The organism is Mycobacterium sp. (assembly GCF_965229265.1).
In the GTDB taxonomy this organism is placed as follows: domain Bacteria; phylum Actinomycetota; class Actinomycetes; order Mycobacteriales; family Mycobacteriaceae; genus Mycobacterium.
In genome coordinates, this window is the sequence record NZ_CBDDIY010000010.1 from 1,216,279 (window position 1) to 1,233,518 (window position 17,240).

General features: G+C 68.7%; 16 protein-coding genes. 3 read left to right on the forward strand and 13 right to left on the reverse strand.

Annotation, left to right across the window (positions count from 1 at the left end; genetic code table 11):
- Positions 1–213: 213 nt before the first annotated feature.
- The 3 genes from ADBZ9K_RS07810 to ADBZ9K_RS07820 are packed head-to-tail and all read right to left on the reverse strand — an operon-like array spanning position 214 to position 3,571.
- A complete protein-coding gene (locus ADBZ9K_RS07810; protein WP_526619516.1) occupies positions 214–1,053 on the reverse strand; it encodes a transglutaminase-like domain-containing protein in 840 nt (279 codons plus the stop codon).
- Positions 1,053–2,030, reverse strand: coding sequence for an alpha-E domain-containing protein (locus tag ADBZ9K_RS07815; RefSeq protein WP_526619517.1), 978 nt, complete (start codon positions 2,028–2,030; stop codon positions 1,053–1,055). The genes ADBZ9K_RS07810 and ADBZ9K_RS07815 overlap by 1 nt, the downstream gene beginning before the upstream one ends.
- Complete coding sequence (locus tag ADBZ9K_RS07820; RefSeq protein WP_526620817.1) at positions 2,030–3,571, reverse strand: circularly permuted type 2 ATP-grasp protein; 1,542 nt, start codon at positions 3,569–3,571, stop codon at positions 2,030–2,032. Before ADBZ9K_RS07820 ends, ADBZ9K_RS07815 begins: the two co-directional genes overlap by 1 nt.
- Positions 3,572–3,859: 288 nt before the next feature.
- Here ADBZ9K_RS07820 and rpsT point away from each other — a divergent pair, with 288 nt between their 5' ends.
- Positions 3,860–4,120, forward strand: a complete 261-nt coding sequence (gene rpsT, locus ADBZ9K_RS07825) for a 30S ribosomal protein S20 (protein WP_526619518.1) — start codon at positions 3,860–3,862, stop codon at positions 4,118–4,120.
- Positions 4,121–4,135: 15 nt separating this feature from the next.
- Here the strand turns inward: rpsT and holA are convergent, their stop codons facing one another.
- The 4 genes from holA to car form a co-directional block, all read right to left on the reverse strand.
- Complete coding sequence (holA, locus tag ADBZ9K_RS07830; protein ID WP_526620819.1) at positions 4,136–5,089, reverse strand: DNA polymerase III subunit delta; 954 nt, start codon at positions 5,087–5,089, stop codon at positions 4,136–4,138.
- A gap of 59 nt (positions 5,090–5,148) precedes the next feature.
- Positions 5,149–6,603: a ComEC/Rec2 family competence protein gene (locus ADBZ9K_RS07835; RefSeq protein ID WP_526619519.1), complete on the reverse strand. Its 1,455-nt coding sequence runs from the start codon at positions 6,601–6,603 to the stop codon at positions 5,149–5,151.
- 3 nt (positions 6,604–6,606) lie between these two features.
- Positions 6,607–7,416, reverse strand: a complete 810-nt coding sequence (locus ADBZ9K_RS07840; protein ID WP_526619520.1) for a ComEA family DNA-binding protein — start codon at positions 7,414–7,416, stop codon at positions 6,607–6,609.
- A gap of 96 nt (positions 7,417–7,512) precedes the next feature.
- Positions 7,513–11,040 carry a carboxylic acid reductase gene (car, locus tag ADBZ9K_RS07845; protein ID WP_526619521.1) on the reverse strand — a complete coding sequence of 1,176 codons (3,528 nt, stop codon included), beginning with the start codon at positions 11,038–11,040 and terminating at the stop codon, positions 7,513–7,515.
- 155 nt (positions 11,041–11,195) lie between these two features.
- Between car and ADBZ9K_RS07850 the strand changes: the two genes are divergently transcribed.
- Together ADBZ9K_RS07850 and ADBZ9K_RS07855 are read left to right on the forward strand one after the other, a co-directional pair.
- Positions 11,196–12,263 (forward strand): NAD(P)H-dependent amine dehydrogenase family protein, encoded by a 1,068-nt coding sequence (locus ADBZ9K_RS07850; RefSeq protein ID WP_526619522.1) that lies wholly within the window; start codon positions 11,196–11,198, stop codon positions 12,261–12,263.
- A gap of 207 nt (positions 12,264–12,470) precedes the next feature.
- Entirely contained in the window at positions 12,471–13,022 is a 552-nt protein-coding gene (locus tag ADBZ9K_RS07855) for a YceI family protein (protein ID WP_526619523.1), read from the forward strand.
- On the opposite strand, the gene ADBZ9K_RS07860 is transcribed toward ADBZ9K_RS07855, so the two are convergent.
- The 6 genes from ADBZ9K_RS07860 to ADBZ9K_RS07885 all read right to left on the reverse strand — a co-directional run bounded on the left by ADBZ9K_RS07860 (position 13,009) and on the right by ADBZ9K_RS07885 (position 17,186).
- On the reverse strand, positions 13,009–13,872 hold the full coding sequence (locus ADBZ9K_RS07860; RefSeq protein ID WP_526619524.1) for a DegV family protein: 864 nt from the start codon (positions 13,870–13,872) through the stop codon (positions 13,009–13,011). The genes ADBZ9K_RS07855 and ADBZ9K_RS07860 overlap by 14 nt on opposite strands.
- A 3-nt stretch (positions 13,873–13,875) precedes the next feature.
- Positions 13,876–14,688, reverse strand: coding sequence for a diglucosylglycerate octanoyltransferase (octT, locus tag ADBZ9K_RS07865; protein WP_526619525.1), 813 nt, complete (start codon positions 14,686–14,688; stop codon positions 13,876–13,878).
- A complete protein-coding gene (gene gpgP, locus ADBZ9K_RS07870; protein WP_526619526.1) occupies positions 14,678–15,346 on the reverse strand; it encodes a glucosyl-3-phosphoglycerate phosphatase in 669 nt (222 codons plus the stop codon). The genes octT and gpgP overlap by 11 nt, the downstream gene beginning before the upstream one ends.
- Positions 15,343–15,726, reverse strand: coding sequence for a ribosome silencing factor (rsfS, locus tag ADBZ9K_RS07875; RefSeq protein ID WP_526619527.1), 384 nt, complete (start codon positions 15,724–15,726; stop codon positions 15,343–15,345). The genes gpgP and rsfS overlap by 4 nt, the downstream gene beginning before the upstream one ends.
- Positions 15,723–16,355: a nicotinate-nucleotide adenylyltransferase gene (nadD, locus tag ADBZ9K_RS07880; protein ID WP_526620821.1), complete on the reverse strand. Its 633-nt coding sequence runs from the start codon at positions 16,353–16,355 to the stop codon at positions 15,723–15,725. The genes rsfS and nadD overlap by 4 nt, the downstream gene beginning before the upstream one ends.
- 69 nt (positions 16,356–16,424) lie before the next feature.
- Positions 16,425–17,186, reverse strand: coding sequence for a GntR family transcriptional regulator (locus ADBZ9K_RS07885; RefSeq protein WP_526619528.1), 762 nt, complete (start codon positions 17,184–17,186; stop codon positions 16,425–16,427).
- Between the last annotated feature and the right edge of the window lie 54 nt (positions 17,187–17,240).

A 17,240-nucleotide genomic window follows, 5' to 3' on the forward strand; every position in this document is an offset into this window, starting at 1 on the left:
GCGGTACGGCCGGACTCCGGCGGCCGGCTTCAGGGCGCCGGCGGCGCGGGGTTAGCCACCTGGCGGCAGCAGCGTCTCTCGGGGTTCGGCCTTCACAGCTGCGTCGAGCCCGAACGCGGCAAGCCCGAGATGAAGTGCATTCGGGCCATCGGTACTCCCCGCCTGTTGCTACGACGATCGAACCGGAGCCAGCGAAACCACCATCCCCGCCCGTCAGGCCAGGCGGGTGATCTCCACCACCACGTCGAGGTCGGTGGAGCCCTCGCCGGAGTAGATGCCTTTCAAGGGGGTGACGTCGGCGTAGTCCCGACCGACACCGACGCTGATGTACTGCTCGTTGATTCCGGTGTCGTTGGTCGGGTCGTAGTTCCACCAACTGCCGGTCCACGCCTGGATCCAGGCGTGGCTCTGCCCATCGACGGTATCCCCGATCACCGCGTTGCGCTTGGGGTGCAGGTAACCCGACACGTAACGGGCCGGAATTCCCATGCTGCGCAACATGATCAGCGACAAGTGGGCGAAGTCCTGGCACACTCCCTTGCCTTCGCGCAGCGCGTCGATGCCGGACGAGTGCACACCGGTGGTGCCGGGAACGTACTTCAGCTCGCTGTGCACCCACTGAGCCGCCGCGACCACGGCGTCCTTCGGGTCGTTCTCCTTGGCGATGCGCCTTCCGACCCGTTCGATCCGCCGGCTGGCCGGCGTGTAGTGGGTGGATCCCAGCACCTCGTCGAACCGGTCGCGGACCGCCTCGGACGCCAGTTCCTCCCAGGACGCGGCTTTGGCCGGAATTTCCGGCTTTTCGGTCTCAACGACCGAGGAAGAGGTCACCTCCAACTCGGTGTGCGGGGCGTGCAGGTCGAAGGCGGTGACCGCGGTCCCCCAGTAGTCGACGTAGCGATACGAGCGCGTGGCCGGGATGGTTTCGACCCGGTTGAGGATGACGTTCTGCCGCGAGTCCGAGCGCGGCGTGAGCCGGGCCTCGTTGTAGGAAGCGGTGACCGGCGACTTGTACGCGTAGCCGGTCGCGTGCACAACGCGCATGCGCCACATCAGATCTCACCTTCCTCGATCACCAGCGCACCATTGTGGCCGGCATCAGACCAGGCCACCCACGGTGCGGAGTGGAAGTATTGCAGCGCCACGGCTTCGCCGACATCGCGGCAGGTCGCCTGCAGCCCGGCCAGGCGTTCCTCCAGCGACTCGAGCAGCACGCCCGGCCTGATGAACTCGAGCTCGCTGCGGGCCCGGCCGAGCAGCCGCTGCGCCTCGGCGGTGGAGCCGACGCGGTTGAGCGCACGGTGCATCAGCTCGTCGAGGCTGTGCTCGGCAAGCTTGAGCGAGTAGTAGATCGACCGCGGGAAGAGCCGGTCCAGCAGCATGAATTCGACGACCCGATTGGCATCGAGCACACCCCGGTAGGTGCGCAGATAGGTGTCGTGCGCGCCGGCCGAGCGCAGCACCGTCACCCAGGCCGGCGAGGACGCGCTGTCCCCGACCCGGGACAGCAGCAGCCGCACCGTCATGTCCACCCGCTCGATGGCCCGGCCCAGCAACAGGAATCGGTAGCCGTCGTCGCGGGACAGCGTCGAGTCGGCCAGTCCGGCGAACATCGCCGCCCGCCCCTCGATGAAGGAGAAAAACTCGTGCGGCCCGAGACGTCGGGCGGCACGCTCCCGCTCGGCCAGCGCGTTGTAGGTGGTGTTCAGACACTCCCACATGTCGCTGGACGTGACTTCCCTTGCCGAACGGGCATTTTCACGGGCCGCAGAGATGGCGTCCACGATTGAGCAGCCACCAGGCAGACCGCGGCTGAACGCCACCAGATCGGTCAGCGACCACAGGTCGAGCTGGTGTTTGGGCGTCTCGATGCCCAGCACCTGCAGCAGCACCCGCGAGGTCTGGTCTGGGTCGACGCTGGAGTCCTCGAGCAGCTGATGGACGGTCACGTCGAGGATGCGTGCGGTGTCATCGGCACGTTCGACGTAACGGCCGATCCAGTAGAGCGCTTCGGCATTGCGCGCCAGCATCAGTCGATCACCGCCTGTTGTTGTTGCTGCTGTTGTTGTTGGCCTTGCTGTTGCTGGCCGGACTGTTCGGGGCCCTTCTCCGCGGCCGGTGCCTTGGCAGCCTTGGGGATCTTGCGCACGATCTCGGCGGCTCCCAGTTCACGGGCCGCCACCGAGGACCGCGACGCCAGCACCCAGGTGTCCTTGGAGCCACCGCCCTGGCTGGAGTTGACCACCAGCGAGCCCTCGGTGAGGGCGACCCGGGTCAGCCCACCCGGCAGCACCCACACCTCCTCGCCGTCGTTGACCGCGAACGGGCGCAGGTCGACGTGGCGCGGCGCGAGGGCGTCGCCGACCTTGGTCGGCACCGTCGACAGCTGCACCACCGGTTGGGCGATCCAGCCGCGGGGGTCACCCACGATCTTCTTGCGGATCGTGGCCAGCTCCTTCTCCGAGGCGCTGGGCCCGAACACGATGCCGTAGCCACCGGAACCCTCGACCGGCTTGATCACCAGTTCATCGACGCGGTCGAGAACCTCCTCGCGCTCGGCGTCCAGCCAGCAGCGCAACGTGTCGACATTGGCCAGCAGCGGCTTCTCACCCAGGTAGTACTCGATGATCGTGGGCACGTAGGTGTAGACCAGCTTGTCGTCGCCCACCCCGTTGCCGACCGCGCTGGAGATCACCACGTTGCCGGCGCGGGCGGCGTTGAGCAGGCCGGCCACCCCCAGCACGGAGTCCGGGCGGAACTGCATCGGGTCGAGGAAGTCGTCGTCGATGCGGCGGTAGATCACGTCGACCTGCCGCTCCCCCTCGGTGGTGCGCATGTAGACGACGTTGTCGCGGCAGAACAGGTCGCGGCCCTCGACCAATTCCACGCCCATCTGCCGGGCCAGCAGCGAGTGCTCGAAGTAGGCGGAGTTGAACGGGCCTGGGGTCAGCACGACGACCGTGGGGTCCGCCTCGTTGGTGGCCGCGGCGTTGCGCAGGGCGCGCAGCAGGTGTGAGGAGTAGTCCGCGACCGCCCGCACCCGGTGGGTGGCGAACAGGTTGGGAAAGACCCGGGCCATGGTGCGGCGGTTCTCCATGACGTAGGAGACGCCCGACGGGGACCGCAGGTTGTCCTCGAGCACCCGGAAGGTGCCCTGCGCGTCGCGGACCAGGTCGATGCCGGCGACGTGAATGCGCACCCCGTTGGGCGGGTTGATGCCGGCCGCCTGACGGTGGAAATGCTCACAGGAGGTCACCAGCCGGCGCGGGATGACCCCGTCCCGCAGGATCTCCTGGTCGCCGTAGATGTCGTCGAGGTACATCTCGAGCGCCTTGACCCGCTGGGTGATGCCGCGCTCCAGGCGGGACCACTCTGCCGCCGAGATGACCCGGGGCACCAAGTCGAGCGGGAACGGGCGCTCCTGGCCGGAGAGGGAGAACGTAATGCCCTGGTCGATGAAGGCGCGGCCCAACGCCTCGGCCCTGGCTTCGAGCTCCTCGGTATCCGACGGCGCGAGTTCGGCGAAGATGCCCTTGTAGGGTCCGCGAACGTTGCCCTGGTTGTCGAACATCTCGTCGAAGGCCTTGGCGTAGGAACCCAGATTGTTGTAACCGCCGAAGATGTGGTCGTGTTGGCGCGGCTGGCGCGAACCGTTGCGCGATGACCGGTTGGCTTCCGAAGGCAGGGTGCGTAGGCTCACCCGTCACATGCTGCACCAAGATCGCCGTTTCGGCAGGCCAGTGATCTCGACTTTGGGAGATTGTGCCCCGAACTGGTACCCTCAACAGTCGCTGCCCGAGGGCCCGACGGCCCCGGCGAGCCAAGACATCCCAGCTTGAAAGAACGAAGGAACTAACGCGTGGCCAACATTAAGTCGCAGGAGAAGCGCAACCGCACCAACGAGCGCCGCAGACTGCGCAACAAGTCGGTGAAGAGTTCGCTTCACACGGCGATCCGCGGGTTCCGGGCAGCTGCCGCCGAGGGCGACAAGAGCAAGGCCGAGGAGCTGCTGCTCTCGACCAGCCGCAAGCTGGACAAGGCTGCCAGCAAGGGCGTCATCCACAAGAACCAGGCGGCCAACAAGAAGTCCGCGCTGGCGCAGGCCTTCAGCAAGATCTGATCGCCGCAAGCCTGATCAGTCCCGGCCGCTTCCCGCGGCCAGCTCCGCCACCTTGCGCACCGCATCTTCCAGCGCGTAGTCGGCGCTTGCTGCTGCACCCTTGACGTCGGCGTTCAACGTCGCTACCAGCCGGATCGCCGTCGCCACCTTGTCACGTGACCAGCGCCGCGACTGTTTCTGCGCCTTCTGGATGCGCCACGGCGGCAAACCGAGCTCGGACGCCAACCGGTAGGGGTCACCCGACAGCGGGCCCACCCGAGCGATCATGTGGACGGCTTCTGCCAGCGCGTCGGCCAGCACGACGTGCGGTTCGCCGCTCATCATCGCCCAGCGGAGCGCTTCGGCTGCTCCGGCGATGTCACCCACCACGGCCTTGTCGGCGATGTCGAAGCCCTTCACCTCCGCCTTGCCGGAGTGGTAGCGGCGCACGGCGGCGGCATCGATGTGGCCGCCGGTATCGGCGACCAGCTGCGAGCAGGCCGAGGCCAGCTCGCGGATATCGAAGCCGACCGCGTCCAGCAGTGCCGTGACGGTGTCGTCGTCGACCTTGACCTTCAGCGCGCGGAACTCGGCCCGCACGAAATCGGCGCGCTCGCCCGCCTTGGTGATCTTGGCGCAGGGGTGCACCTGGGCGCCGAGTTTCTTGAGCTGATCGGCGAGCGCCTTGGCGCGTCCGCCACCGGAGTGCACCACTGCCAGGACGGTGCCTGGCGGCAGTTCGGCAGCCGCCGAAGCGATGAGCTCCACGGCATCCTTGCCCGCCTCGGCGGCCGACTCCAACACCACCACCCGTTCGTCGGCGAACAGCGACGGGCTGAGGAGTTCGGCGAGTTCGTTGACCGACACCTCACCGGCGCGCAGCCGGTTCACCGGCACGTCGTCGTTGCCGGCCGCGGCGCGCGCGGCACGCAGCACCTCGGAGATGGCCCGGTCGATCAACAGCTCTTCATCACCCAGGACCAGATGCAGGCCAGCCGTATTCGACGTCACCCGACGATCCTGCCACGACGCGCCGACACGATCGCCGCTCAACCTTGGCGACGAGCGGCCAGCAATACGGTCAGCCCTACCCCACCCGCGGTGAGCACCCCGGCGAGTGCCGCGGGCACCGGGACTGCGGCACCGGGAACCCGGGCCGCGTGCTCAGCGACACGCAGCAGCCACCACAGCTCCGGACCGGTGAAGCGGATCAGTAGCCCGGCGCCCGGGGCCCACAGCCAGCATATCGCCGCCGCGCCGGTACCCAGCACGGTGATCGGTGGAATCACTACGCCCACAGCAACATTGGCGAGTACACCGATCAGGCTCAGCTGCCCGGAGATCGCCGCGACCAGCGGCGCGGTGACCAACTGAGCGGCCAGCGCGATACACATTGCGTCGGCCACTGGCTTGGGGCAACCGCGTGCGGTCAGCCTGGCCGACCAGCCCGGGGCGAGGACGACGAGCGCGGCCGTGGCGCACACCGACAGCGCAAAGCCGGCGTCGACGGCCAGTTGGGGGGCCACCACGAGCAGGCCGAGCACGGTGGCGGCCAGTACCGGCACCGCCTGGCGGCGGCGCGCGGACAGTATCGCCACCAGCGCGATGGCGCCCATCACCGCGGCACGCAGCACGCTGGCGGTCGGCTGCACCACGAAGACGAACACCACCAGCGCGAGCGCGGCCAGGCCGGCAGCGGCGCGGGGTCCGACGAATCGGGCCGAGAGCAGCACCGCACCGCACACGATGGTGACGTTGGCCCCCGACACCGCGGTCAGATGGGTCAGCCCGGCGGTGCGGAACTGCGCGGTCGTGGCGGGGGCGACGGTGGAGGTGTCGCCCAGTACCAGTCCGGGCAGGATCGCGGCCTGATCAGCGGGCAGGACGTCGCGGGCTACCGCGGCGAAGCGGGCACGCACCGCCCGCGCCGCACGGTGGATCGGTGCCGCGTCGCCCACGGCGGGTTCGCCGGTGGCGTTGAGCACTGCCACCGTCAGGTCGCGTCTCGTCGGCCGGGCGATGCGGGCCTTGAACCGGACGGGCTGCCCCGCCATCAGCTCGCCGTAACCGGGCATCGGGGCGAAAACGACTACCCGGCCCGATATTTCGCGGCCGTCGACCGCCGTCAGGGCGGCCCGGAACATCAGCCGTCCACTGCCCACCGGCCGGGGGTCCTCCGATGGCGTGGCCGTCACCGCGGCCACCGAGCCGAACCGCTGCGCGATGGGGTGGCCGCGGACCGCGTCACTGCGCATCCCCGCCGCCAGCGCGAAACCCGCACCGACGAGCGCCGCACCCATCATCGCGACACCGACCGTCCGCAGTGTGGGCCGGGCCTGGCCGCTCCACCGCGATCCCGCCGCCGACCCGAGTGCGGCGGCCAGGAAGGCAGCAGTCAGCAGCGGTCCGATGGCCCAGGTGATGCTCGCCGCGGTAGCCGCCCACGCTGTCACCGCGGCCGGCACCAGGCGCACATCCAGGTGCGGGGCGCCGTCCGGCTGCATCGGTCAGACCCGCACCAGCGGCCGCAGTTTGTCCAGCCGTGCCGGTCCGATCCCGTCTACCTCGCCGAGTTGATCGACGCTGCCGAAGGATCCGTTGGCATCGCGCCAGGCCACGATGGCAGCCGCGGTCACCGGCCCGACGCCGGGCAATGCGTCGAGCTGTTCGACCGTGGCGGTGTTCAGATCGACCGGTTGCGCCGGTGGCCCTGTCGCCGGTGCCGCGGGCGGGCCGGAGGCGGCGGCCGGGCTTCCGCTGACCGAACTGCCGAGTGCGGCCGGCTGACCGGCCGGCATGGCGATGCCGACGACGATCTGTTCCCCGTCGGTGAGATGGCGGGCCAGGTTCAGCCCGAGCATGTCGGCCCCGCCCAACGCGCCACCGGCGGCCGACACGGCGTCGGCGATCCGGGCGCCGGGCGCCAATGTCACCAGACCCGGCTTGGTGACCAGCCCGACCACACTGACCACGACGGGTTGATCCGCAGCGACGCTGGCCCGCGGCGACGCCGAGGACACCATCTCGACGGGGGGCAACTTCGCCGACACGACCGGCGGCGGGTCATCACGCATCAGGGTGACAACCGTGACCAGTACGGCGACGACGGCGACGACCGCCAGGGCAACTCCCCCGGCACGCCCGGGGTCGGCTCGGATCGCTGCCAGCCACCGGGTACCGCGGTCGGCCTTCCCGTCGGGGATCCAGCTGGGCAAGGGCAGCTCCTCGTCACCGTCGTCGCCGCGGGCGTCGGCATCATCCGACTCGGCCGGACCAAGGCGGCGATGCAGGCTGGCCAGGGGCTGCTCGGTTCGCATGCGGCGACCATAGAGCCGCGGCCCGACCCGGCGGCCCCATCCGATGTGGCCGCGAACCGGGCTGTGGACGAATCTCGGTCTGGGGACGCAGGAGTGTCAGACCAAACCCAGGTGGCTGAGGTCGTTGGCGTACTTGCCGATCAGCTCGGCGGTGATGTGCGGGATCTCGCCGGTGGCGATGCCGGCGTCGCGCACCCGGGACCGGAACACCTCGGTGGGCGCTATCGCGCCGAGCACCGGGCGCTCGGGATGGGCGTAGGCGTGCAGCAGGGGCAGCACCGAGTGCTGTCGTTGCTTGTCCGGCAGGCCTTTGAGGCTGGTTTCGAACCGGGTGAGCCAGCTCTGGTAATCGTCGATGCGCTCGATGCGATGTCCGGCGGCGATAAGCCAGTCGACGATGGTGTCCAGGGAGATGCCGTCGTCGTGGGGGTTCATCACGTCGAAGGAGTGGTATCCCCGGGTGGTCTGGGAGCCGATGGTGGTGATGGCGTCGGCGATGAAATCGACCGGCAACCCGTCGTAGTGAGCTCGGGGCCGGTGGCCATCGGCATGGGCGGCGTAGAAGGATCCCGGGGCGATGCCGGTGGCCAGCAAGCTGACCACCAGCCGGGTGAAGGCGTCGGGGAGGTTGAGCTGGCCGGTGTAGCGGCTGTGCGCCAGGATCATGTCGGAGCGGAACACCGCCACCGGCAGGGCGCACAGGTCGTGGGCTTGGCGCAGCAGAACCTCACCGGCCCACTTGCTGTTGGCATAGCCGTTGGCATAGGTGTCATCGACGGGCCGGCGCGCACTGATGGTGCGGATGTCGCCGTCCTCGGCGAACTCGGCTGGGTCCAGCGTCATAGCCACCGCCACCGTCGAGAGGTAGGTCAGCGGTTTGATCCGGGCGGTCAGGGCCAGCCGGATCACTTCGGCGGTGCCGGTGACGTTGGGGCCGAACAGCTCGGTATAGGGCAGCACATGGTTGACCAGTGCCGCGGGGTGGACCACCTGATCGACCCGATGGGCCAACGCATTCCAGGTCGCCGGATCCAGGCCCAGGCCGGGGTCGCTGATGTCGCCGGCAATCACCTCCAGATGCTCGGCGGCCAACTCGGCGAACCGGGTGCGCAGCTCGACATCGCCGGTGTCGAAGGCCGCTTCCAGCCGGGCGCGGGCGTCGGCGTCGTCCCGCCCACGCACCAGGGCGATCAGCGTGCCGCCCGTGGCGGACAGGCGTTGCAGCCATTCCAGCGCCAGGAACCGGCCCAGCCAACCGTTGGCGCCGGTGAGCAGCACCGTGGCCGGGGCGCCCGCCACGTGCGGCAGCCCGGGCGCTGCTGCCAGCGTGGCGGCATCGATGAAGGCCTCCAGGCGCAGGTCGTCGGCGCGCACCACGGTGGCGCCGCGGCCATGCACCGTGGCGAAGCTGGGCCCGCTGCTGGTTGATTGGCGCTGCCGCTCGATCGATTCGGCCAAACCGCCCAACGTCGAGGTCGGGTTGATGATCGTGCTGACCGGCACCTCGACGTCAAAGACCTCACCGAGCAGGTTGGCGAACGTCAACGCCGACAACGAATCCCCGCCCAAATCGGTGAAATGGGCCTGCGCATTCACCTCCGACCCCGCCGTTCCCAGCAGCGCCCTGACCGCCCGGGCGACGGTGTCGACGACCGGCCGGTCAGCGGCATCCTCACGCAACGAACGGATTTCGTCGACCTGGGCCGCGGCGAGATCGGCGTAGAGCTTCTCCAGCTCGACTCCGTAATAATCCTTGAGGCGCGGACGCAGGTTCTTGCCCACCCCCGAGAGCAGGCCGTTGTCGGCGCTGAACGGTTCATATTCGACAAGGAAGTCCGCCGGCACCTCGTAGGACTGCAATTCAGCCAGCCTGGCGGTATCGCGAAGTGATTGGTGCAGATCAGCTTTGAGGGCGTCGGGGTCGCCGGGATGGCGCAACAGGGCCTCGACGGTCGGCACGATCACTGCCAGCAGGCTGGCTCGCTCACTGTTGCCGTACACATAGATCTGACGTACCAGCGGGGCGCCGGCAAAGATCGCCTCCAGTCGTGCCACTGCGACGAACTCACCCTGGGACAGCTTCAGCACATTGTTGCGCCGGTCGACATAGACCAGCTGATCGGGCCCGATTTCGGCCATAACATCACCGGTGCGGTAGTAACCGTCACCGTCGAATGCCTCGGCCGTCACCTCCGGACGCTTGTAGTAGCCCGGAAACGCAGTGTCCGACTTGACCAGAAGCTCGCCGCGTGGATAGGGCTTGTCGGTGCCGAAGTAGCCCAGCTCGGGCACATCGACGAGCTTGTAGTCGGTGACCGGCGGCCGGGCAATCACACCGTCGCGGCTGACCATACCCAGCTCGGTCAACCCGTACCCGTCACCGATATGAACCCCCAGGCATTCGTCGAGGAACACCTTCATCTCCGCGGCCAGCGGCGCCGTGCCCACGAATCCGCTCAGTACCCGTCCGCCCAGCACTCCGTCCCTGATCTCGGCCATCGCCTGTGACTCGGCCACGGGCGGCTCGATGCCCTCGGCGATCAGTCGATCCGCCACGGCGCGGTACCGCTGGAACAACATGTCCACCACCCGCGGTACCACCGGCAGATCCGTCGGCCGCACCAGCGCCCAGTCTTCGAACAATGTGGACATATCCGATTCCGGCACAAAGTAACTCGTGCCACCCGTCAGGAACGACGACACCAACGGCAGCCGGCCACCCAGGTGGTTCAGCGGCATGAAGTTCACGTTGAACACCGGGGTGTCCGACCGCAGGTAGGCAGATGTCCACAGCGAGCACAACATCGCCTCGGTGTACATCGCACCCTTGGGTGTGCCCGTGCTCCCGGAGGTGTACATGATCATGGCGAGGCGCTCGTCGGTGCCGTCGGTGTACAGCGGCTCGGGCGTCAGGGCCGAGCCCCGGTCGATGACCTCGTCGAGCACGTCGACGACCACCGGCATCCCGGCTTCGACCAGCCGCTGCCGGGCGCGTGCCAGCGCCTCGCGATGCTCGTCGACCTGCTCGCGGTAGTCGAACACCAGCAGCCGGCGCACCGATTGACTGCCCACCGCGGATTCGATTGCCAGATCCAGGTATTCGGCACTGACCGCGAGGATCTTGGGTTCGGCTTCGGCGATGATCGGGGCCATCCGCGATGCGGCCGCGTTGTGTTGCATGGGTACCGTCACCAGGCCCAGGTAGGCACAGACCAGATCGATTGCCAGGTAATGCGGGCTGGCGAATCCGATGGTGGCGACCACGTCGCCGGGGGTGACCGGAGCGTCGCGATGGTGGCGCAGTTCGGCGGCCACCGCCTGGACCTGTGACCACAGCTGCCGGTAGGTGGTGGTCTCGAATCGCGGCAGCGGATGGGCGGTGCTGCGGCCGGTGCCGGCGTCGGTGCGTAGTTCGCGGGCGCGCTCGCCCAGCGCGGGCCGATCTCCGTATCCCTGAATCAACGACGCCAGCAGCGGGGCGAGCCGCACACCGGGGCGGCTTACCGCATCCTCGAGTGCTGGGTCCGGAGCGGCGCGTCGAAACTGTTCATCGTTGGCGTACAACAGAGCCACCTGTTCGGCCACCCGGTTCTCTCGTTCCGACCCCACGTCAGCGACGACCATGAATCACACCTCTCGACAAGCCCCTACTTGTGGTCAATGCCGGGGGACGCGGCGTTGATTTCGCCGGTCGAATGTGAGGTCGCCCACATCAGGATGCGGGCCATGGTGTACAACCCTTCAGGAGTGTCTACTTTCGCCAGCCGAGGAGGGCTTCCATGACCGCCACCGCCGACCGGCCGCTTCGGGTGATCCAGTGGACCACCGGGAACATCGGGCGACGATCGCTGCACGCGATCATCAGCAGACCGGATTTGGAACTGGTCGGGGTGTATGCGCACGGCGCCGACAAGGTCGGGGTGGATGCCGCCGAGTTGTCCGGTTGGCCCGAGCCGACCGGTATCACCGCGACCAATGACATCACCGCGCTGCTGGCGACCAAGCCGGACGCGTGTTGTTACAACCCGCTGTGGCCCAGCATCGACGAGCTTGTGCAACTGCTGGAGGCCGGGATCAACGTGTGCTCGTCGGCGGCCTGGATCACCGGCGGCAAACAGACCCCGGAGGATCTGGCCAGGATCCGAAAGGCCTGCGAGCGCGGCAACTCCACGATCTTCGGCAGCGGCGCCCACCCCGGCATGACGAACATGGTGGGCATGGTGCTGTCCGGGGCGTGCGAGCGGGTCGACGAGATCCGCATCACTGAATCGGTGGATTGCTCGACCTACGAATCGGCGGGAACTCAGAGCGCCATGGGCTTCGGCTGCGACCCCGACACCCCGGGGCTGGCCGAGAGCGTGCGCCGCGAAAGCGAGGTGTTCGCCGAGTCCGCGGCGATGATGGCCGACGCGATCGGCGCCGAACTGGACCGGATGACCTTCGACGTGCAGTTCACCGCCGCCACCGGCGACACCGACCTGGGGTTTATGACGATCCCCGCCGGCACGGTCGGCTCGGTCTATGGCTATCACCGGGGGTGGGTCGGCGACCGCAATGTCGTCAGCGTCGGCTTCAACTGGACGATGGGCGATCACGTGGTTCCGCCCAAGCCGCTGGAGCACGGTCACGTCATCCAGGTGTTCGGCGTGCCCAATATGCGCACCGTGCTGCACTGCCTGCCGCCCAAGGATTGGACCGAGCCCGGCTTCATGGGGCTGGGCATGATCTACACCGCCCTGCCGGTGACCAACGCCGTCCCAGCGGTCGTCGCGGCCAAGCCCGGCATCGTGACGCTGGCCGACCTGCCGCCGGTGACCGGGCGGTTCAGCGAGGCCGGCCGGAGGTGACGCGCGCGGCGCCGTAGGCCGGCCGACGCTGGGACCGCCCCATCGATCTAGCGGTTCAGCGAGGCCGGCCGGAGGTGACGCGCGCGGCGCCGTAGGCCGGCCGACGCGGGGACCGCCGCCGCGGGAATTTATGCGGACCGTGGTCCGTTTATCCGGATGCAAACCGTCGGGCACCCCGCCCGACCCCCGGATCAAGGAGACACCACCATGGCAGCACCGGTTCAGACGACCGAGCTCAGCGCAGGAACCTGGGCGATCGACGCCGTCCACTCGTCGGTCGGCTTTTCCGTACGCCACCTCGTCGTCAGCAAGGTCCGCGGCACGTTCGGCGCATTCAGCGGTGCCATCACCGTCGCCGAGGACGGCACGCCGTCGGTGACGGCAGAGATCGACGTCACCTCGGTGAACACCGGCAACGAGCAGCGCGACGCCCACCTCAAGGCCGCCGATTTCTTCGACGTCGAGAAGTTCCCGACCGCCACCTTCACCTCCACCTCGGTGACCGGCGACGGTGACGACTACGTGCTGGAGGGCGATTTCACGCTCAAGGGTGTGACCCGGCGGATCAGCCTCCCGCTGCAGTTCAACGGTGTGAACCCCGGAATGGGACACGGCGCGGTCGCCGGCTTCGAGGCGGCGGTGGTGTTGAACCGCAAGGACTTCGGCATCGACATCGACATGCCGCTGGAGACCGGCGGTGCTGTCGTCGGCGACAAGGTCACCATCACACTGGAGATCGAGGCGCTCAAGCAGGGCTGACGGACGGCGGCGTGGTGGGGTCGACCGCGACGACGACACCCACCGCGCCCGCGCCGACGTGAACCCCGAGCACCGGCCCGAGGTCGGTGACGATCGCCGGTCCGCAGCCCGGCAGCGCCGATGCCAGCGTGGCCGCGATTTCCTCTGCAGCAGCGGGGTTGTCGATGTGATGGACCGCCAGCGCGGCCCGTTGCTCCCCCACCACCTCGAGAACCTGTTCGACCATCGCCGCCACCGCCTTGGAGGCGGTGCGGACCCGCTGAGCCAGCACCAGCCGGCCCTGCTCATCGATGCGCAACAATGGTTTGAGGGCCAATGCCGTGCCGAGCCAGGACGCGGCGGTGCCGATCCTGCCGCTGCGGCGCAGATTGTCCAGCCGGTGCACGACGATGTAGGCGTGGATCCGGGATGTGGCCGACCCCGCTTCGGCGGCGACGGTGTCCAGATCGGCACCTGCCTGCGCGGCACGGGCGGCCGCCAGCGCGACGAAACCGGTTCCCATCGCTGTCGACTTCGAGTCGACAACGCGCACGGCACCGCCGAATTCGCGTGCCGCGTACTCGGCCGCGCCTAGCGTGCTGGATAACTCCCCCGAGATGTGAACGGCCACAACGCCGTCGCCACCGCTGTCCTGTAACGCCTGCCGGTAGACCGCACCGAGCTCACTCGGTGTCGCCCCCGCGGTCGTGACATGCCCGCGCTGGTACAGGTCGGCCGGTACCGCATCGACACCGTCGCGCAGGTCGCGACCGTCGATCAGGATATGCAGCGGCACAACGCGGATACCGCCCGCGCGGACCTCGTCGGCGGGCAGCCGCGCCGACGAGTCGGTGACCACGACGACAGCCATGGGTCAGTCGCAGGTCTTCTCGCGCGGGACGCCGGCCTCGGCGAGCGCCTTGAGCATCAGTTCGGCCACCGCCTCGTGCGCCTCGAAGTTCCAGTGGATGCCGTCGGGGTTGCCTCGCCCGGCGAGGACCTCCTCGGCCACCGCGGCCTTCAAATCGACCAGCGGAATGTTATGCCGCACAGCCCAATCGGTGATCGCGGCGACCGTACCGGGGCGCCCGTGGTGGGCATTGCCGTAGGAATCGGCGATGTGCACCGAGGGCAGTGCGGCGACGATCGGTATACCGGGACGGTTGAAGTCGATTGCCCCGCGGGTCATCTCGAGGTATTCGACGCTCAGCTGGGGCGGCAGCGCCGAGCGCGCGACCGGAGACAGTCGCGGCTGCACCCAGCCGTACCCGTCGCGGACCAACCGTCGCAGCCGGGGCGGGCGGACGTAGCGAATCAGTTCACGCAGAGCCGTCGGCAGCGGCGAGGGCAGCGAATCCATGCCGCTGGTCGCGAAGATCACCGCCCCGGCGCGCGGCAATGCTGCCCACGCCCGCGGATCCTGGGTGGCCGCCCACCAGACATCGCGTGACGTCCAGCCGATGCGGCCGATCAGCTCCAGATCCCAACCCAGCTGGCCGGCAACGATATTGGGCCAGATCCGGGGATCGTCGGCAGGCAGTCCGCCTTGCGGGCCGTAATAGGACAGTGAGTCGGCGAAGACCAGCAGGGTCCGGCGGGCAGGAGCGAAGCGACCCGGGGATGGACTCCGGCGGGCAGGAGCGAAGCGACCCGGGGATGGACTCCGGCGGTCCACCTCAGAGGACATCGTTGGCCACCTGGGCCGAGGCATTCCAGACGTCGAGTCGCCAGCGGATGTCGACGAACGCGGCGTCGTCGGGGCCGTGCCCGGACAGCTGTGCCCAGCTGGCGTTACCCATGCCGCCCAGCACCGGCCAGCTGTCCACAGGCAGGTGCAGCAGGGCCGCACACAAGGCCGCGATCAGCCCGCCGTGCGCCACCAGCACGACGGGCCGATCCGGGTCCTCGACACCCCATTCCGGTTCCCCGGCAACGAGTTCGGCGACCAGCGGCACGCTGCGGTCGGCGACGTCGATGCGGCTCTCGCCGCCGTGCGGGGCCCAGGTCGCGTCATCGCGCCAGGCCAGCCGCGCGCCCGGGGCGACGGCGTCCACCTCGTGGTGGGTCAGCCCCTGCCAATCACCCAGGTGGGTCTCCCGCAGCCGGGTATCGACCTGCACCCGCAGGCCGGTGCGCTCCCCCAGCGCGACGGCGGTGTCGTAGGCCCGGCGCAGATCCGAGGAGACGATGAGCAACGGCTGGCGTTTGGCCAACACTTCGGCAGCGGCTACCGCCTGCGCCCGACCGAGGTCGGTCAGCTCGGTGTCGAGCTGACCCTGCATCCGGCTGCCGGCGTTGTACTCGGTCTGGCCGTGCCGCAACATCACCAGGCGGCGCACCCTCACTCGGCCTCCTCCGTCGCGACGTCGTCGAGGTCCACGTTCACCAGCGGGCAGTCTCGCCACAACCGGTCCAGCGCATAGAAATTACGTTCTTCCTGATGCTGGATGTGCACCACGATGTCGACGTAGTCCAGCAGCACCCAACGGCCTTCCCGGGTGCCCTCCCGGCGCGCGGGCTTGTAGCCGGCCAGCCGCATCTTCTCCTCGACCTCGTCGACGATCGCGTTGACCTGCCGTTCGTTGGACGCCGAGGCGATCACGAAGCAATCGGTGATCACCAACTGGCCGGAGACGTCGATGACGACGACGTCCTGGGCGAGCTTGGCGGCGGCGGCGCGAGCCGCCACGGTGGCCATCTGAAGCGCTTCGGCGGACGCGGTCACGTAGGGGTCTCCTCGATTGGTGGGGTCCTCAGCCCGCCCACCGGGCTGGGCTGGCGGTACAGGTTTCGCTTCGACACGTACTGAACGACGCCGTCGGGCACCAGGTACCAGATCGGGCGGTTCTCGGCGGCGCGGGTGCGGCAATCGGTGGACGAGATCGCCAGGGCGGGCACCTCAACCAGGCTGAGTGCCTCTTCGGGCAGCTGATCGAAGGCGGCGACGACGTGCTGGCCGTTCAGTTCGTAACCGGGGCGGCTGACGCCGATGAACTTGGCCAGCGCGAACAGCTCCTCCCAGTTCTGCCAGGACAGGATGGAGGCCAGCGCGTCGGCCCCGGTGATGAAGTACAGATCGGTGCCGGGGTTCAGCGAGCGCAGGTCGCGCAGCGTGTCATTGGTGTAGGTGGGCCCGCCCCGGTCGATGTCGACCCGGCTGACCGAGAACCGCGGGTTGGCGGCGGTGGCGATGACGGTCATCAGATAGCGGTCTTCGGGCGGGGCGACCTCACGCGACTTCTGCCACGGCTGCCCGGTGGGAACGAACACCACCTCGTCGAGCTCGAACAGGTCGGCCACCTCGCTGGCGGCAACGAGGTGGCCGTTGTGGATGGGATCGAACGTCCCACCCATCACGCCGAGCCTGCGCCGGGAATCCATGAACAGCGAGCTTACGGGAGCTGCCCGGGGTACTCGCGGCCCTCAGGCGGTTGTCAATGCGGCGATCGATGCCGGTGTCAGCACCTCGGAAACCTCGAAGGCAGCCCGGTCGGCCCGGTAGATGTCGCGCGCGTACTCGACGCAGCGGCCGGTGGCATCCAGGGTCTGCCGGGTCAGCAGTGTGCCGGCCGAACCGGCCCGCACCCCCAGCTGAGCGCTCGAGGCGTCGTCCAGCACGATCGATTCCAGCACCGCGGTGGACCGGGCCAGCTCGATGCCGTACCGGTCGCGCAGGACCGCCCACAGCGAGCCGTCCTCGGGCACGTCGAGGATTCCCGGGGTCAGCTCCGCGGGCAGGAAGGTCGTCTCCAGCGCGAAGGGGACGTCGTCAACGGTGCGCAACCGGTGGAACACGTTGACCATCGCCCCGTCCTCGAGGGCCAGCGCCAGGCAGACCGCCGGCGTCGGGTGCTGGTGTTCGGCCCACAGCAGCTGCGCGGCCGGGCGGCGGCCCATCCGGGAGACCTCCTCGGAAAAGCTGCCGATGTGGAACCGCACCCGCGGTTCGGCGACGAACGTGCCGCGCGGTGGCTTGCGGTAGACCACCCCTTCGCTCTCCAGCAGCGACAGCGCCTGCCGGGCGGTCATCCGGCTGACCTGATACTGCTCGGCCAGCTCCCGTTCCGAGGGCACCAGGGTGTGTGGGCCCCACCGTTCCGTCGCGATCCGATCCCGGACCTGCGCCGCGATCGCGATGTATCGAGGGGTGGCGGGCGGGGTTCGACCGCGCGGGCCGGCAGGCATCTCTGCAGAGTAACCGCCGTGCTGAACCAGGTGGTCTAGGCCACGCGCCGAGTA

What these genes read in the sequence shown, in the direction of transcription:
- ADBZ9K_RS07820 (WP_526620817.1), bottom strand. Translation starts at nt 3,571, where the DNA reads ATGTTCGACAACCAGGGCAACGTTCGCGGACCCTACAAGGGCATCTTC.
- nadD (WP_526620821.1), bottom strand. Translation starts at nt 16,355, where the DNA reads ATGGGTGGGACGTTCGATCCCATCCACAACGGCCACCTCGTTGCCGCC.
- octT (WP_526619525.1), bottom strand. Translation starts at nt 14,688, where the DNA reads ATGTCCTCTGAGGTGGACCGCCGGAGTCCATCCCCGGGTCGCTTCGCT.
- ADBZ9K_RS07810 (WP_526619516.1), bottom strand. Translation starts at nt 1,053, where the DNA reads ATGTGGCGCATGCGCGTTGTGCACGCGACCGGCTACGCGTACAAGTCG.
- ADBZ9K_RS07840 (WP_526619520.1), bottom strand. Translation starts at nt 7,416, where the DNA reads ATGCGAACCGAGCAGCCCCTGGCCAGCCTGCATCGCCGCCTTGGTCCG.
- car (WP_526619521.1), bottom strand. Translation starts at nt 11,040, where the DNA reads ATGGTCGTCGCTGACGTGGGGTCGGAACGAGAGAACCGGGTGGCCGAA.
- ADBZ9K_RS07885 (WP_526619528.1), bottom strand. Translation starts at nt 17,186, where the DNA reads ATGCCTGCCGGCCCGCGCGGTCGAACCCCGCCCGCCACCCCTCGATAC.
- ADBZ9K_RS07850 (WP_526619522.1), top strand. Translation starts at nt 11,196, where the DNA reads ATGACCGCCACCGCCGACCGGCCGCTTCGGGTGATCCAGTGGACCACC.
- ADBZ9K_RS07855 (WP_526619523.1), top strand. Translation starts at nt 12,471, where the DNA reads ATGGCAGCACCGGTTCAGACGACCGAGCTCAGCGCAGGAACCTGGGCG.
- ADBZ9K_RS07860 (WP_526619524.1), bottom strand. Translation starts at nt 13,872, where the DNA reads ATGGCTGTCGTCGTGGTCACCGACTCGTCGGCGCGGCTGCCCGCCGAC.
- ADBZ9K_RS07815 (WP_526619517.1), bottom strand. Translation starts at nt 2,030, where the DNA reads ATGCTGGCGCGCAATGCCGAAGCGCTCTACTGGATCGGCCGTTACGTC.
- ADBZ9K_RS07835 (WP_526619519.1), bottom strand. Translation starts at nt 6,603, where the DNA reads ATGCAGCCGGACGGCGCCCCGCACCTGGATGTGCGCCTGGTGCCGGCC.